At 72.4% G+C, this 14,452-nt stretch carries 10 protein-coding genes and 2 tRNA genes; 8 read left to right on the top strand and 4 right to left on the bottom strand.

All coding sequences use genetic code 11. From position 1 onward, the window contains the following. Positions 1-189: 189 nt before the first annotated feature. Together AC07AB_RS01675 and AC07AB_RS01670 are read left to right on the top strand one after the other, a co-directional pair. Positions 190-1,374: a serine hydrolase domain-containing protein gene (locus tag AC07AB_RS01675; RefSeq protein WP_478558315.1), complete on the top strand. Its 1,185-nt coding sequence runs from the start codon at positions 190-192 to the stop codon at positions 1,372-1,374. A 1,075-nt stretch (positions 1,375-2,449) separates the two neighbouring features. After that, positions 2,450-4,105 carry a long-chain fatty acid--CoA ligase gene (locus AC07AB_RS01670; RefSeq protein WP_478558312.1) on the top strand — a complete coding sequence of 552 codons (1,656 nt, stop codon included), beginning with the start codon at positions 2,450-2,452 and terminating at the stop codon, positions 4,103-4,105. A 136-nt stretch (positions 4,106-4,241) separates the two neighbouring features. Here AC07AB_RS01670 and AC07AB_RS01665 read toward each other — a convergent pair whose 3' ends face one another. The 3 genes from AC07AB_RS01665 to AC07AB_RS01655 all read right to left on the bottom strand — a co-directional run bounded on the left by AC07AB_RS01665 (position 4,242) and on the right by AC07AB_RS01655 (position 10,173). After that, entirely contained in the window at positions 4,242-4,640 is a 399-nt protein-coding gene (locus tag AC07AB_RS01665; RefSeq protein ID WP_478558310.1) for a cupin domain-containing protein, read from the bottom strand. A gap of 55 nt (positions 4,641-4,695) precedes the next feature. Further along, a complete protein-coding gene (locus AC07AB_RS01660; RefSeq protein WP_478558307.1) occupies positions 4,696-9,450 on the bottom strand; it encodes a PAS domain-containing protein in 4,755 nt (1,584 codons plus the stop codon). 273 nt (positions 9,451-9,723) lie between these two features. Beyond that, positions 9,724-10,173, bottom strand: a complete 450-nt coding sequence (locus AC07AB_RS01655) for an SSI family serine proteinase inhibitor (protein ID WP_478558304.1) — start codon at positions 10,171-10,173, stop codon at positions 9,724-9,726. 215 nt (positions 10,174-10,388) lie between these two features. On the opposite strand from AC07AB_RS01655, the gene AC07AB_RS01650 reads away from it, so the two are divergent. The 3 genes from AC07AB_RS01650 (at position 10,389) to AC07AB_RS01640 (ending at position 11,581) form a co-directional block, all read left to right on the top strand. Continuing rightward, positions 10,389-10,478 (top strand) — tRNA-Ser (locus tag AC07AB_RS01650). A gap of 154 nt (positions 10,479-10,632) precedes the next feature. Beyond that, complete coding sequence (locus tag AC07AB_RS01645) at positions 10,633-11,361, top strand: HD domain-containing protein (protein ID WP_478558301.1); 729 nt, start codon at positions 10,633-10,635, stop codon at positions 11,359-11,361. 147 nt (positions 11,362-11,508) lie between these two features. Then, a tRNA-Arg gene (locus AC07AB_RS01640) sits at positions 11,509-11,581 on the top strand. A 305-nt stretch (positions 11,582-11,886) separates the two neighbouring features. On the opposite strand, the gene AC07AB_RS01635 is transcribed toward AC07AB_RS01640, so the two are convergent. Continuing rightward, complete coding sequence (locus tag AC07AB_RS01635; RefSeq protein ID WP_478558298.1) at positions 11,887-12,675, bottom strand: GntR family transcriptional regulator; 789 nt, start codon at positions 12,673-12,675, stop codon at positions 11,887-11,889. 107 nt (positions 12,676-12,782) lie between these two features. On the opposite strand from AC07AB_RS01635, the gene AC07AB_RS01630 reads away from it, so the two are divergent. The 3 genes from AC07AB_RS01630 to AC07AB_RS01620 are packed head-to-tail and all read left to right on the top strand — an operon-like array spanning position 12,783 to position 14,072. Beyond that, entirely contained in the window at positions 12,783-13,190 is a 408-nt protein-coding gene (locus tag AC07AB_RS01630; RefSeq protein ID WP_478559689.1) for an NUDIX hydrolase, read from the top strand. A 46-nt stretch (positions 13,191-13,236) separates the two neighbouring features. Beyond that, positions 13,237-13,662 carry an ATP-binding protein gene (locus tag AC07AB_RS01625; protein ID WP_478558295.1) on the top strand — a complete coding sequence of 142 codons (426 nt, stop codon included), beginning with the start codon at positions 13,237-13,239 and terminating at the stop codon, positions 13,660-13,662. Then, the gene (locus AC07AB_RS01620; protein ID WP_478558292.1) at positions 13,656-14,072 is read left to right on the top strand and encodes a hypothetical protein; all 417 of its coding nucleotides are present in this window, start codon (positions 13,656-13,658) and stop codon (positions 14,070-14,072) included. Before AC07AB_RS01625 ends, AC07AB_RS01620 begins: the two co-directional genes overlap by 7 nt. Positions 14,073-14,452 lie beyond the last annotated feature (380 nt).

Genomic DNA, 14,452 nt, shown 5'->3' with positions numbered 1-14,452 from the left:
GACGCCCGTACATCAGGGGGCTACGTACACCCTGAATGGGCGGGTTGGCGGGATGTTTCGCGCGGTCGCGATGGCGGAGGCTGAACGCGTCAGTCCCGGTCGTCGATCGTTCATCGTTCCTTGATCGCCGTCCGTCGACTGCCGTTCGTCGTCTGCCGTTCGCCGTTCGTCGCCCGAGGAGAGCCCCCCATGTCCGATAGTGCCCAGCGGCTTCGCAACGTCCGAGCACCGCGGTGGATCAAGCGGCGGCGAAGGGGCGCTCTGGCGGCCGTGGTGGCTGCCGGGCTCGCCGTGGGCGGCACGCTGACCGTGGCGAGCGCGCAGTCGCGCGGGCCGGGGGACGGGGTGCGGCGGGGGCTGGACCGGTTGGTGCACGAGGACGGTTACCCGGCCGCGCTGGCGGCCGAGCTCGGCCGGGACGGGCGTACGCACAACTACACGGCGGGCGTCGCGGACCTGAGGACCGGCGCGAAGGCTCCGGTCGACGGGCGGGTGCGGGCGGGGAGCAACACCAAGCCGTTCACTGCCGCGGTCGTTCTGCAACTGGTCGGCGAGGGGAAGATCGACCTCGAAGCCCCGGTCGAGAGGTACCTGCCGAACCTCGTACGGGGCGAGGGCATCGACGGTCGCCGCATCACGGTGCACCAGCTGTTGCAGCACACCAGCGGGCTGCCGGACTACACGCAGTTCATAGAGGCCCCGAAGGGCAAGGGCCGACACCTGTACGTACAGCCCCGCACCATGCTCGACCTGGCGCTGGCCCACAAGGCGACCTTCCCTCCCGGCACCAATTGGTCGTACAGCAACACCAACTACCTCCTGGCGGGCCTGATCATCGAGAAGGTCACCGGCCGCCCGCTGGCCGAGGAGATCACCCACCGGGTCATCCAGCGCCTCGGGCTGCGCCACACCTACTTCCCGGACGCGGGCGACGAGTCCATCCGGGGCGCCCACCCCGAGGGCTACCTCTCGGCGAAGCCGGGGGAGCGGCTGGAGAACATCACCGAGATGGACCCCTCGGCGGCCTGGGCCGCCGGCCAACTGATCTCCTCCCCAAGCGACTTGAACCGCTTCTTCTCCTCCCTCTTCGGCGGCGAGCTCCTGAAGCCCGCGCAGCTGGCGCAGATGCGGACCACCGTCCCGGCACCCGGCTTGTGGCCGGGCGCCCGGTACGGGCTCGGCGTGATCAGCACGCCGTTGAGCTGCGGGGGCCTGATGTGGGGGCATGGCGGCGACATCCCCGGCTATCACACGCTGGCCGGCGTCACGGCGGACGGCCGTGCGGCCACGGTCGCGACAACGGCCGACGGCCCGCCGTCCCTGCGGGGCCCTGCGGATGTCCAGGGCGTTGTGGATGCCGCTTTGTGCGGGTGAGGGGGGCGGGTGAGGGGGCGGGGGTCGGGTGGTGGGTCGGGTGGTGGGGCTGGGTGGTGGTGCTGGGGTGGCTTCGGGTGGTGGTGCTGCCGCGTGGGGCGGTATTGGGGGTGGTTCGGGTGCGGGTTTCGTCTCGGACCCTTCGGGTCCAAGGCGCCGGCAGCGGGAGGGGAGGGGGGCGGCCTGGGGTCGGTGGCTGGATGCGGGTGGTTCGTGGCTGGGGTCAGAGAGGCTCGCTGCGCTGCGCCGCTGGCTGCTGCCGCGAGGTGGCTGTTGCCGGTGAGCGGGTGCGGGTGCGGGTGGGTCTCGGCCTGTGATCCACAGCGACGAGCCGCAGGGGGTGCGGCGCGCTGCGCTGCGCCTCGGTCGTGCTTGCTGTCCGGGGGCGGTTTCCGCCCGCAGAACGAGGGCCCTGAGGTGGGGAAACCCTCCTCCGACGCCAAATGTGCCCGATATGCCCGATCTATTAGGTTGAACGGGCAACAGGGGGACCTATCGCCGGATTCCGTGTCCGAAAAGGCGCTTTTGCCGGGCGGTAAGTCCACCCTACCTACGAGTAGGACACGAGCCTCTTCGGCAGCAACCGGCGGCGTAGCGCAGCGGAGCTTCTTGCGGCCCTGGCCCCTGGCCGAGCGGCGGTCAGCAACCGGCCCGGGCCACCCCCTCCGCCGCTGGAACCCTAGGCCGCAACCCCGAGACCACGCGCGCCCGACGTCCCACCATGACCACTTCGCGGCAGCAGCCAGCGGCGCAGCGCAGCGAGCCTCTCTGACCCCAGCCCCAAAACACGGCGGCACACAGCAAACCGAGAGCAGCCCCGCCCCCTCCCCTCCCGCTGCCGGCGCCTTGGACCCGAAGGGTCCGAGACGAAACCCGCACCAACCCACCCCCAATACCGCCCCACGCGGCACCACCACCCGAAGCTTCCGGCAGCCCTGCCCTGCCCCGCCCGGCCCCGCCCGGTCCGCCCGCCAGTCACCGCCACCTCCCCGCGGGGTAGTGACATACCCGCAGGTACGGCAGCAGAATCAGCGTTACCTACTCGCGCGTAACCGGCCACCGGGAGGCACCCCCGATGCAGAGCACCATGCAGGACGTACCGCTGTTGGTGTCACGAATTCTGAGCTATGGGTCAACCGTCCACGGGACGGCACGGGTGACCACCTGGGCAGGGGAGGGCGAGCCTCGGCGGCGGACCTTCGCCGAGGTCGGCAGCCGGGCCGCGCAGCTCGCGCACGCGTTGCGTGACGGGCTCGGGGTGCGGGAGTCGGATGTCGTCGGAACGCTCATGTGGAACAACAGCGAGCATCTGGAGGCGTACCTCGCCATCCCCTCCATGGGCGCCGTGCTCCACACCCTCAATCTGCGGCTGCCCCCCGAGCAGCTGGTGTGGATCGCGAACCACGCCGCGGACCGCGTCATCCTCGTGGACGGCAGTCTGCTGCCGATGCTCGCCGCGGCGTTGCCGCAGTTGCCGGCCGTACGGCATGTGGTGGTCAGCGGGCCCGGGGACCGTTCGGTTCTGGACGGTGCCACCGCCGCCGTGCACGAGTACGAGCAGCTGATCGCCGGCCGCCCCACCTCGTACGACTGGCCCGAGCTGGACGAACGGCAGGCCGCCGCCCTCTGCTACACCTCCGGCACCACCGGCGAGCCCAAGGGCGTCGTCTACAGCCACCGCTCCGTGTATCTGCACTCCCTCCAGGTCAACGGCGCCGACGCGTTCGGGCTGAACCCCGCCACGATCTGCCTCCCCGTAGTGCCGATGTTCCACGTGAACGCCTGGGGACTGCCGCACGCCGCCTTCATGGCCGGCGCTTCGCTGCTGATGCCCGACCGCTATCTGCAACCCGCGCCGCTCGCCGAGATGATCGAGGCCGAACGGCCGACGTTCACCGCCGGTGTGCCCACCATCTGGCAGGGGCTGCTGGCCGAGCTGGATGCCCGGCCGCGCGTCGTGTCCAGCCTGAAGACCGTGGTCAGCGGCGGGTCGGCGTGTCCGCCGTCGATGATGCGGGCGTTCGAGGAGCGGCACGGGCTGACCATCGTGCAGGCGTGGGGCATGACGGAGACCTCGCCGCTCGGCTCGATCGCGTACCCGCCGCACGGGGTGACCGGCGAGGAGGCGTGGCCGTACCGCGTCACGGCGGGCCGGCTGCCCGCCCCGGTCGAGGCCCGGCTGGCGGGGCCCGGTGGCGGGTTCCTGCCCTGGGACGGCGAGTCCGCCGGTGAGCTGGAGGTGCGCGGGCCGTGGATCGCGGGCGCCTACTACGGGGGCGCCGACGGGGAGCCCTGCCGGCCCGACGACAAGTTCAGCCCGGACGGCTGGCTCCGTACGGGCGACGTCGGCACCATCACCCCGGACGGCTATCTGACCCTCACCGACCGGGCGAAGGACGTCATCAAGTCCGGTGGCGAGTGGATCTCCTCCGTCGAACTGGAGAACCGGATCATGGCCCACCCCGCCATCGCCGAGGCCGCGGTCGTCGCCGTTCCCGACGAGAAGTGGGGCGAACGGCCCCTGGCCACCGTCGTCTTCAAGGAGGGCGCCACGGCCGAATTCTCCGAACTGCGGGACTTCCTCGGCGAGTCCGTCGCCCGCTGGCAGCTCCCCGAGCGCTGGGCGCGGGTGACGGCGGTGCCGAAGACGTCGGTGGGGAAGTTCGACAAGAAGGTGATCAGGCGTCGGCACGCGGCGGGGGAGCTGGAGGTCACCGAGCTGGGCTCGTAGCTGGGCCGCCCTATGGGGCGGACGGGCTTCGAGGGCGGCCGCTCTGCTTCTACCGGCCGCTCTGCTTCTGCCGGCCGCTCGGCTTCTGCCGGCCGGGCGGTCTACCGTCCGGCCGGCCCTCAGCGTCCCCGTCCGGTCACCCTTCGGCGGCCAGGCCCGGGGCCCGCCGCCCCGTTGGTGCCGCATAGCCCGGTACGGACGGCCAGCGCACCGTCAGTACCACCGACTCCTCCTCCGCGAACCAGGAGTGATCGACCCCGCGCCCCCACACCACATAGTCCCCCTCCTCCGTCAGAAGGACGCTGCGACCGGGGAGCTCCACGCGGAAGCGGCCCCTGATGAGCACCAGCAGCGCCGTACGCTCCTCGCCCCGCACCCAGCGCGTCCGCTCGTCGCCCGGAGGGTGGACGCCCCATTTGATCTCTACTGCCTCGCTGTACCGCGGGTCATCGGCATCCTTGAAGTGGCCCAGCAGCCATCCCCGGTCCAGTGCCGCGTCCTTGCCCGCATTGCCCACATACACGCTGTCGTTCACGGAGGCGGAGGCTAGCAGCCGATAGCAGCCCTTTGGCGCCTGCCGTCGGCCACGCTCAGTTGTTGCCTATCTTCGCCAGCAGGTCCACGATGCGCCCCTGTACCTCCGCGCTCGTCGAGCGCTCCGCGAGGAAGAGCACCGTCTCGCCCGACGCGAGCCTCGGCAACTGGGCCGGGTCGAGGTCGGCGGAGGTGTACACGACGAGGGGAGTGCGGGTGAGCAGGCCGTTGCCGCGCAGCCAGTCGACGATTCCGGCCCGTCTGCGGCGTACCTGCAACAGGTCCATGACCACCAGGTTCGGCCGCATCCGCGTCGCGAGCTCCACCGCGTCCGCGTCCGTCGCCGCGTGCCCCACCTGCATGCCGCGCCGCTCCAGCGTGCCCGTCAGCGCCCTCGCGATCGGCTCCTGCTCCTCGATCAGCAGGACGCGGGGCGGGTGCTGTTCGCTGTCGCGCGGGGCCAGCGCCTTCAGGAGTACGGCCGGGTCGGCACCGTAGGCGGCCTCCCGCGTCGCCTGCCCCAGACCCGCCGTGACCAGCACCGGAACCTCAGCGGCCACCGCCGCCTGGCGCAGCGACTGGAGCGCGGTGCGCGTGATCGGCCCGGTCAGCGGGTCGACGAACAGCGCCGCCGGGTAGGCGGCGATCTGCGCGTCCACCTCCTCGCGCGAGTGCACGATGACGGGCCGGTACCCGCGGTCGCTCAGCGCCTGCTGCGTCGTGACGTCAGGGGCCGGCCATACGAGCAGCCGACGCGGATTGTCCAGCGGCTCCGGCGGCAACTCGTCGTCCAGCGGCGGGCGTTGCTCGTCGTGGACCTCGACCGCGCCGTTCGGGCCGTCCAGTGGTTCGGGCCCCTCCGCCGCACCCTCGTCCGGTGCTCCTATGGCGTAGGCGCGGCCTTCGGAAGCGTTCATGAGGTGCGGCTGCTGAGGCTGCGGTTGCGGCTGTGACGGGGTGTGGCCGTGGGGCTGCCCCTGCGGGCCGGTGGGCTCCGGTTCGGGTACGCCGCGGTCGGCCGTGTCCGGCGGCGTGCCGAGCTTGCGCCGTCTCCCCGAGCCCGAGCCCGTCGGCGTACCGCCCGCGGGGGTCGGGACCTCCGCGGGCCGCCGCTGCCCGCCGTCCGTCTGCCGCGCGAACGGCGTGCCCTGGCCGAGCGTCCGCACGCTGATCGAGCGCTGCTGTCCCTGGCCTTGCCCCTGTCCCTGCCCCTGGCCCTGTCCCTGCCCGGGGGTGCCGGCGTCAGGCGCGGACTCGGCGGGCTGCGGCTGACGCGGTGGCTGCTGCTGAGGGGGCTGGTGCGGATGCATTTGGCGAGGCAGCGAGGGCGCGTCGGCCTCCGGACCGTGGTCGCTCCGTTCGCCCCGCGGCTCCTCGGCCAACGGCCGCCGCGCCCGCCTACGGCCCGAGGGCTGCTCGCCACCGTCCGCGCCCCACGGGCCCTGGCCGCTCTGCGCCCCCAGACCGCCGAGCGCATTGGCCATAGCGGCCGGCGACGCGCCGTCCCCGGAATCGGTATCGGCTCGGGAATCGGACGCGGGCCTGGAATCAGACGCGGCCCCGGAGTCGGACGCGGGCCTGGAATCGGGCGCGGCCCCGGAATCGGCCTCGGCGGAGCGCGCCTGCGGCACCGCGCCGCCGCCGGGGAACGGGCCCCCCTGGCCGGGCTGGGCGTTCGGGACCCGCTGCGGAGCACGGTCGGCGGCCGCGGGCGGCAGCGCGAACGGGCCGCGCGGGGCGGGCGGTTCGTTGCCGTCCTGCCCCGGAACCGCCCGGTCTGACGCCTCGGCGAGGGTACGCCGAGCGCGCCGCCCCGCGGGCCGGGACGGCGTCTGCTGTCGGCCTTCGTCGTACGGGTCGGCGCCGTACGGACCCGCTCCGTACGGGCCCGCGCTGTGCCCGCCCGCGTCGTGCTGGGCGAGTCCGCCCGGAGGCGTCGGGCCGAGGGCGCTGGGCAGTTCCGACTGCGGGGTGCGGTCCGCCTCGGCGGGCGGCAGCGCGAAGACGGCCCGCCCGGCGGACTGCTGCTGTGCCTGCTGCGCTTGTTGTGCTTCCTGTGCCGCGTCCCGGCGGGCGCGGCGACCGGTCGGCGGGGGGAACTCGCCCTCGCCGGGCCCACTGTGGCCGGTACGTTCGTCCGCCGAGCCGTCCGCCCCGTCCGCCACGCCGTCCGCCGGAGCTTCAAGGCCCCCGCCCCGGCCGTGCCGGTTGGGCCGTCCGTGCGGTTGCGCTTCGGCATCACCCGCGCCGAGCTGCTCCTCCTGCGGGCTGCGCCGGGCCCGCCGCCGCCCGGTCGGCTGCGGCTGGGCCTGGTCCTGGACCTGCGGCTGGGCAGGAGGCTGTACGTGACCGGCGCCCGGCCCCGAGCCCTGCGGCCCATGACCCTGCCCGCCGGGGCCGCCCTGCCCGCCTTGCCCACTCTGTCCGCTCTGCCCGCCGGGCGGTACGTACGCAGGGTCGCTGCTGCCGGGCCGCTGAGGGCGGTACGGCCGGCCGCCCCCAGGCTGCTGCCCGGAGCCGTCGGCCGCGCCGCCGGGCCCGTACGCCGGGTCGCCGGAGCCGGAACGGTCGCCTCCGTCCGTACGGCCGGCAGCGGGAGCAGACCCGTTCGAGCCACCGCCCGTCGTACGCGCGATGGCCTTGCTGCCGGGGTCGCCGCCCGCGCCCGCACCGGGCCCGCGCTGCCCGGCCTCGGGCGCGGGGCCTGGACCGCCAGGGCGCTCAAGGTGCGCCGACTGCTCAAGGTGCTCCGGCCGCTCAAGGCGCTCCGGCTGCTCAAGGTGCGCAGGCCGCTGGGCGAGGGGCGGCAGCGGACGGCCCGCGCCCTCGCCGCCGCCGGAAGACTGCGGGCCATGCGGGGTGCCGCCCCCGCCGCCGGTCCCGCTCCCGCCGTTGGACCGCTGCCGGCCGGGCTGTTGTCCCGGCTGTTGTCCGGCGCCCTCGGGGCCGCCCGGCGCGTACCCCAGCGCGGGCTGCGCGCCGCCCGTGCCGCCCCCGGGGCGCTGCGGGCCGATGGGCCGACGCTGGCCACCGCCGCCACCGGAGACGTCGTCGGGGCCGTTCCCCTCGTCGCCCGCCTCGGGGTCCCGGCGTGCGCGGCGTCCGCCGCCCTGGGACTGGCCCTGCTGCTCATCGGGGCGCTGGGACTCCCGGGGCGCCCGCGGCGGCTGTACGCCCCCCTCAGCCCGCGCGGAACCGCCCGCACCATCAGCCCCGGCCGCCCCGTCGCGCGCCCCCGTACCGCGCGCCCGCTGTGCGGGCATCGGCATCACCGTGGTCGCGTTCTCGCGGTCCGCCAGGCGCTCGGGCCCGGCGGTCACCGGGCCGCCCTTCGCGGAGATCGGCACCTCCAGCACGTACGCGCTGCCGCCGCCCGCGCCCGGCACCTCATGCGTCTGGAGCACGCCGCCGTGGCGCTGCACGATGCCGCGCACGATGGGGCTGTGCACCGGGTCGCCGCCCGGATACGGGCCGCGCACCTCGATCCGTACGACTTCGCCGCGCTGCGCCGCGGCGACGACGATCGTCGAGTCGGAGGACCCGGCGCCGGAATGCGTGCCCGCCGGCGACTGCGACGGCGAGTCGCCGGTCGCGTCGACGCCCGCGACGTCCGCGATCAGATGGGCCAGCGCCTGCGCCAGCCGCTCCGGGTCCACCTCGGCCTCTATCGGCGGGGCGTGCACCGCGAACTGCGCGCGCCCCGGCCCGATCAGCTCGATCGCGCCCTCGACACCGGCCGCCACGACCGCGTCGAGCGAGACCTTCTCGCGCTCCAGCCGGTCGGCGCCCGCGTCGAGCCGCTGGAAGCTGAGGACATTGTCGACAAGCGTGGTCATCCGGGCGTAACCGGCGGTCAGATGGTGCAGAACCTGGTTGGCCTCGGGCCACAGCTGCCCGGCCGGGTCGGCGGCCAGTGTGCCCAGCTCGGCGCGGAGTTGCTCCAGCGGCCCGCGCAGCGAGTCCTCCAGGACGGCCAGCAGCTGGGCGTGGCGCTCGGCGAGCGTGTCGTACGCGCGCCGGTCCGTGAACGTCATCACCGCGCCGACGAGCTGTTCCCCGTCCCGTACGGGCGCGGTCGTCAGGTCGACCGGCACCGAGCGGCCGTCCTTGGCCCACAGCACCTGCCCGCGCACCCGGTGCTTGCGCCCGGAACGCAGGGTGTCGGCGATCGCCGACTCCTCGTACGGGAAGGGGGACCCGTCCCCGCGCGAGTGCTGGATGAGGGGGTGCAGCTCCCGGCCGCCGAGGTCGCTGGCGCGGTAACCGAGTATCTGCGCGGCGGAGGGGTTGACGAGAACGACCCTGCCCGCCGTGTCCACGCCCACCACGCCCTCCGCGGCGGCGCGCAGGATCATCTCCGTCTGGCGCTGCTGGCGGGCGAGTTCGGCCTCGGTGTCGAGCGTGCCGGTGAGGTCGCGTACGACGAGCATGAGCAGCTCGTCGCCGGTGTAGGGGTGGTGGTCGGCGTACGGGGTGCGGCCGTCCTCCAGGTTCGCGCTGGTCACCTCGACCGGGAACTGCGTACCGTCGGTACGCCGCGCGACCATCCGGGTCGGCTTCGTACGACCGCCCTCGCCCTCCTGCTCCTCCATGCGCCGCATCGATCCCGGGATGCGCCGGGAGTCGAAGTCGGGGAGCAGGTCGAGGAGTCCGCGGCCGACCAGCCCGGTGCCGGGGACCTCGAAAGTCTCCAGCGCGATGTGGTTGGCGTTGACGACCGTGCCGTTGCAGTTGACCAGCAACAGCGCGTCGGGGAGAGCGTCGAGTATGGCTGCGAGGCGAGCAGCGCCTCGGGATGGCCTGCTGCTCACGACGGACGTTCCTCCCTGGTTACCGCACTTCGCCGACGCCCCGGGGCCCCATCCTGCCGTCGGCCCCGCGCCGTGTCATTGACAGGAAGTCTACGGGCTGCGGATGCGGGCGCGTCGGGGGATGACGGGGTATGACGGCGGATACGGGCGTGACGCGAGCACGATGCGGGAGGAAGTCGGCAGGGGCGCGGCGGCGTGCGCCCGCGCCGTTGGGCGCACGCCGGACATATCGCCGGGACCGGCCCGCGGCCGGCCTCGCGGCGTGTCGGGGGGTCAGCCCTGTGAGGTGCCGAGCAGGCTGGAGAACTTGTTCCAGCGGGCGTTCTCACACCCGTTGGACCGCTTGAAGTCGGCGTTCACGGGCCGCCCGGCCCAACTGCCGGACACGTGCGCCCGCTCGGGGCCGCCGTAGATCTGCGTGCACATCCTGTCCGTCGGTACGGGCGCGAAGGTGTCCGTACCCCACACCGTCGCACCGTCGAGCTGGTCGCAGGCGGCCTTGGCGTGCGGATGGGTGCCGCCGGCGGGGTGGCAGTAGAGCTCGTACGTACCGTCGGAGCCGCCGCTGCCCGTGACCGTCACGGTGAGGTGGTCGTCGTGGGCCGGGACGGGCACGGGGAGCGGCCGGGCGGGGGTGCTCGCGGCGGAGGCGGCGGTGGGGAGGGCGAGCAGGGCGGCCGGGAGCAGCGCGGCGGCGGTGACGGCGAGGCGACGGAGCGACATGGTGGGACTCCAGGAGTACGGGGCCGAGCGGGGCCGGTGTCATGTACCTGTGGCCCCTTTTCCCCCTCTAACGCGCCTCCCGCCCGCGCGTTGCGCTCCTCGCGGCGACTTTGCTCCGTCGGCTGCCCGCCGGGTACCGTAGGCTGCGATTGGTGACGGGCCGCTGGCCTGTGTCATCATCTGCACGCACCACCTCGCGCTTGCGCGGGGGTGCTGGAGGCTTCGCCTAGTCTGGTCTATGGCGCCGCACTGCTAATGCGGTTTGGGGTAACCCCCCATCCCGGGTTCAAATCCCGGAGCCTCCGCTCGCTTCGAGAGCCCCGTCCGTACCGCGGACGGGGCTTTTGCGATCCCGGCCTGATCCCGTCCTGATCCGACCTGATCCAGTCCTGATCTCGCCGGGCGCGAGGGGGCGGTTTGCGGGGAGGCTGGAGTCCCACGAGCGAACGGGAGCCCGCCATGGCCATCACGCCGGAAACCCCTGACACACCGGAAATCCCCGACACGCCTGACACCCCCGACACCTCTGACGCCCCCGACGCCCCTGTCGCGGCCACCAGCATCGCCGACATCGTCATCCCGGACAGCAAGCTGGTCCGGGAGGCCACGGAACTGGTCCGCAACGCCACCGACGACCTGATCTACCACCACTCGCGCCGCGTCTACCTCTTCGGCGCCCGCCACGGCCAGACGCACGGGCTCTCCTTCGACCCGGAGCTGCTCTACGTCGGGGCGCTCTTCCACGACCTCGGGCTCACCGCGAAGTTCCGCGCCTCGCAGCAGCGCTTCGAGATCGACGGCGCCGACGAGGCGCGCCGCTTCCTGACCGCCCACGGGGTACCGGAGGACCGCACCCGCCTGGTCTGGGAGGGCATCGCCCTGCACACCACCCCCGAGATCCCGCACCACATGGCCCCGGAGGTCGCCCTGGTCACGGCCGGGGTGGAACTCGACGTCCTGGGCATCGGCTACGCCGACCTCCCCGAGGACGTACGCGAGGCGATCGTCGCCGCCCACCCCCGCCCGGATTTCAAGCGCCGCATCCTGCGCGCCTTCACCGACGGCATCGCCCACCGCCCGCAGACCACCTTCGGCAATGTGAAGGCCGACGTCCTGGCCCACTTCGTGGACGGCTACACACGCCCGGACTTTGTTCGGATCATCGAAGACTCATCCTGGCCCGAGTAGCCGCGCCCCCGGCGGCTCAGCACCACCCACTGAGGGTCATTTTCGCAGGTCAGCGGCGGTGCGGGAATCGGATTTCGCCTCTCGGCGCAGGTCATGTAATGTTGTTCCCGCAACGCCGACCGGCCAGAAAAACCGCCGGAAAGCCAAGCGCTCGTAGCTTAACGGATAGAGCATCTGACTACGGATCAGAAGGTTGCAGGTTCGAATCCTGCCGAGCGCACAGCAGAGCAGAGGCCCCGTTCGATTCGAACGGGGCCTCTTGCGTTCCTCTTGACGGCAGTGTTTGACGGCAACGCCTCAGGCGGCGTCCCCCGTGGCTTCGGCGGAGGATGGCGTGAACTGCCCAGGCGCGCCGAAGTGTTCGGCGGCGTTGGCGACATCCGTCGGTTCCCGAGGGGAGTTCGGCCGCAGCCGATACGCAGGTGCCGATAGCCGTACTACTCGCCAGCTTGTCTATATGGGCGTGGGGCTGGTGTGTACGAGTCCGGGGAGCGCCGGGTGGCGCGGCATCCGGAGTCGCGTTGGTCAGGTGGCGGGGAGCTGGTAGGCGAGGACGTACGCGTCGGCCGCCATCACGGTGTCGCAGACCTCGACGGCCCGCCCCTCGGTGTTGTACGCGGTGCGGACCAGGTGGATCACGGGGACGCCCGAGGCGAGGTGGAGCGTCCGTACTTCGGTGGGCGAGGGCATCCGGGCGCGGATCTCTTCCTCGAAGTGGTCCAGGCGGTGGCCCATCTCCTCCAGCCGGGCGTAGATGCCGCCGGGGCCGGGGTTGGGTTCGGCGATCGGGGTGTTCCGGGCCAGGTCGAGCGGGAGGTAGGAGGTGGCGAACTCGACGGGCCGGCCGTCGAGCAGGTAGCGGCGGCGTCGGGTGAGGACCTTGCGGGGCGAGCCGAGCCGGGCGGCGATGTCCTGCGAGGGGCGTTCCTCCTTCACCTCCAGGCCGTCGACCTCGGGGCGGCTTCCTGCGGCTTCCGCCTCCACGGTGAACGCCGACTTTCCCTGATCGCGATGGCGGCGCGCGAAGCGGTCCGAGGCCAGCCGCCGCACCGGAGGCCGGGGCCGTACGAAGACGCCTTTCCCGTGTTCGGAGACCGCGAGCCCTTCTCCTTGAAGGAGGGAGAACGCGTTGCGGACGGTCATCCGGGACACGCCGAAGTGCTCGACCAGCTCAGTTTCCGAGGGCAGCTTGTCGCCCTCCCGGAAGCGCTGCTTGTCGATCGCTTCGCGCAGCTGGTCGGCGATCTGCCGGAACACCGCGCGGTCACTGGTCGGGTCCAGCGCGCCCAGGAGACCTGAGGCGAGACGAGGCATATGTACTCCTTTAGATATCTAGACAAGTAGCTGGCCCGTGTTGCTACGGTGGAGAGCCTAGCCAGCCGAGAGGGCCGAGGAACGTGAGCATTGATCGCCCGCACTCCGTGAGCGTTGCCGGGGTGATCGTCGACGACGCGGGTCGTGCGTTGCTGATCAAGCGGCGGGACAACGGTAAGTGGGAACCGCCGGGCGGCGTGCTCGAACGCGGGGAAACGATCCCCGACGCCCTGCAACGCGAAGTCCTCGAAGAGACCGGCCTCAAGATCGCGCTTCCCGCGACCCTCACCGGCGTCTACAAGAACATGACCGGCCTGATCGTCTCCATGGTCTTCCGCTGCGAGGCGATAGACGGCACCCCGACCACTGGAGCGGAGACCCGCGCCCTGCGCTGGGCCGCCCGTGACGAGGTCGCCGAGCTTGCTGACGAGGCATACGCGATCCGCGTCCTTGACGCACTCGACAACGCATCCCCGCCGGCCGTCCGCGCCCACGACGGCGTGCGACTCGTCTAGCACAAAACCGCTATCCATAGTCGCCTACCAGCACGGAGTGACTTGTATGGACGAGTATACGAGCAGGGTACGGGTCTGGGGCCTGATCTGCCCAGGTTCCGAAGAAGAGGTGGCTCGGGCCCGCCGCTGGATACGCGACATCCTCAGCGACCACCCGTGCGCCGACGACGCCGAACTCATCGTGAGCGAGCTGAGCACCAACGCCCTCACCCACACGGCCAGCGGCAGCGACACCGGAACGCTCCAGATCACCTTGGCCGTGACCCCGCTGTTCGTCGCGATCTCGGTCACGGACGACGGCGGACGCCCCACCTCACCACGCGTCACCCAGGCCGCCGACGACGCCACCCACGGCCGGGGCCTGAGCATCGTCATGACCCTCGCGGCCCGCCTCGACATCACCGGCAACGACCACGGCCGAACCGTCACCGCCGAACTCCGCCCACCCCCGGCAGGAACAGCACCATGCTGAACATCCCCCTGCACCACGGCTACTGGTGCGAATGCACGATCCTCTCCCCGTCGACGGGAGAACACCCGGCGGTACTGGCCTCCATCGCGGCCGACAGCCCAGGACAGGCAACCCAGTGGATTCACATCACCGTGCAGACCATTGCCGCAGCTCTCGATGAAGGAGCTGGCCGAGAGGCGGGGGAATGGATCCTGGGCGGCTACCTGGACATGGAACGCACCCTGAAACAGGGCGAGGCCGCGACGTTCGCCCTAACGCAGAAGGACACCCGCATCGGGTGGCACGTCCGCCCCGTCGTCTTCCTACCGCTGGCTGACCGCGAGTCAAAGCAACTCCCGCCATGCGCAGAACAGTTCACCAGCCGCCCCGCCCCACACGAGCACATCAGGACCCCATCCCCGTCCCGCTGAGTTACAACTTTCTCTACAGGTTCAAGGCGGCTCGCTCCGCTCCCCGCGCGGCCCGGCTCCCCGGCCCGCCGCTCCTGTCTCCGCCCCGCTCCGGCCCGGTCCGCCCGCCCGCGCAACAGCAGCGGAGAGCCACTTGACCTCAGAACAGATGCCTCCGGCGGGGGCGCTCCGACTCCGGGATGGGAGGGGCGCCGTTCGCGAGTGCCGGCCGGAGCGTGGCGAGCGTAGTGGGGGCTCCCATCCCGACCACCTTCGACCCAGGCGGAGCCGAGCAGTCGCGGCCCAGGGCGTCAAGGTCGTTCGTACAGTGGCGCGCTCCACCTTGACGCCCTGAACCACGACCGCTCCACGGAGTGTGGGTCGAAGGCGGACGGGATGGG

The sequence above is a fragment of the Streptomyces sp. NPDC044033 genome, assembly GCF_056434425.1.
Note: the sequence above shows the minus strand (reverse complement) of the source record. Positions and strands in the feature narration are given on the sequence as shown.

Coding starts and splice junctions, on each gene's coding strand:
- AC07AB_RS01645 (WP_478558301.1), top strand. CDS start 10,633: ATGGCCATCACGCCGGAAACCCCTGACACACCGGAAATCCCCGACACG.
- AC07AB_RS01620 (WP_478558292.1), top strand. CDS start 13,656: ATGCTGAACATCCCCCTGCACCACGGCTACTGGTGCGAATGCACGATC.
- AC07AB_RS01625 (WP_478558295.1), top strand. CDS start 13,237: ATGGACGAGTATACGAGCAGGGTACGGGTCTGGGGCCTGATCTGCCCA.
- AC07AB_RS01675 (WP_478558315.1), top strand. CDS start 190: ATGTCCGATAGTGCCCAGCGGCTTCGCAACGTCCGAGCACCGCGGTGG.
- AC07AB_RS01670 (WP_478558312.1), top strand. CDS start 2,450: ATGCAGAGCACCATGCAGGACGTACCGCTGTTGGTGTCACGAATTCTG.
- AC07AB_RS01635 (WP_478558298.1), bottom strand. CDS start 12,675: ATGCCTCGTCTCGCCTCAGGTCTCCTGGGCGCGCTGGACCCGACCAGT.
- AC07AB_RS01655 (WP_478558304.1), bottom strand. CDS start 10,173: ATGTCGCTCCGTCGCCTCGCCGTCACCGCCGCCGCGCTGCTCCCGGCC.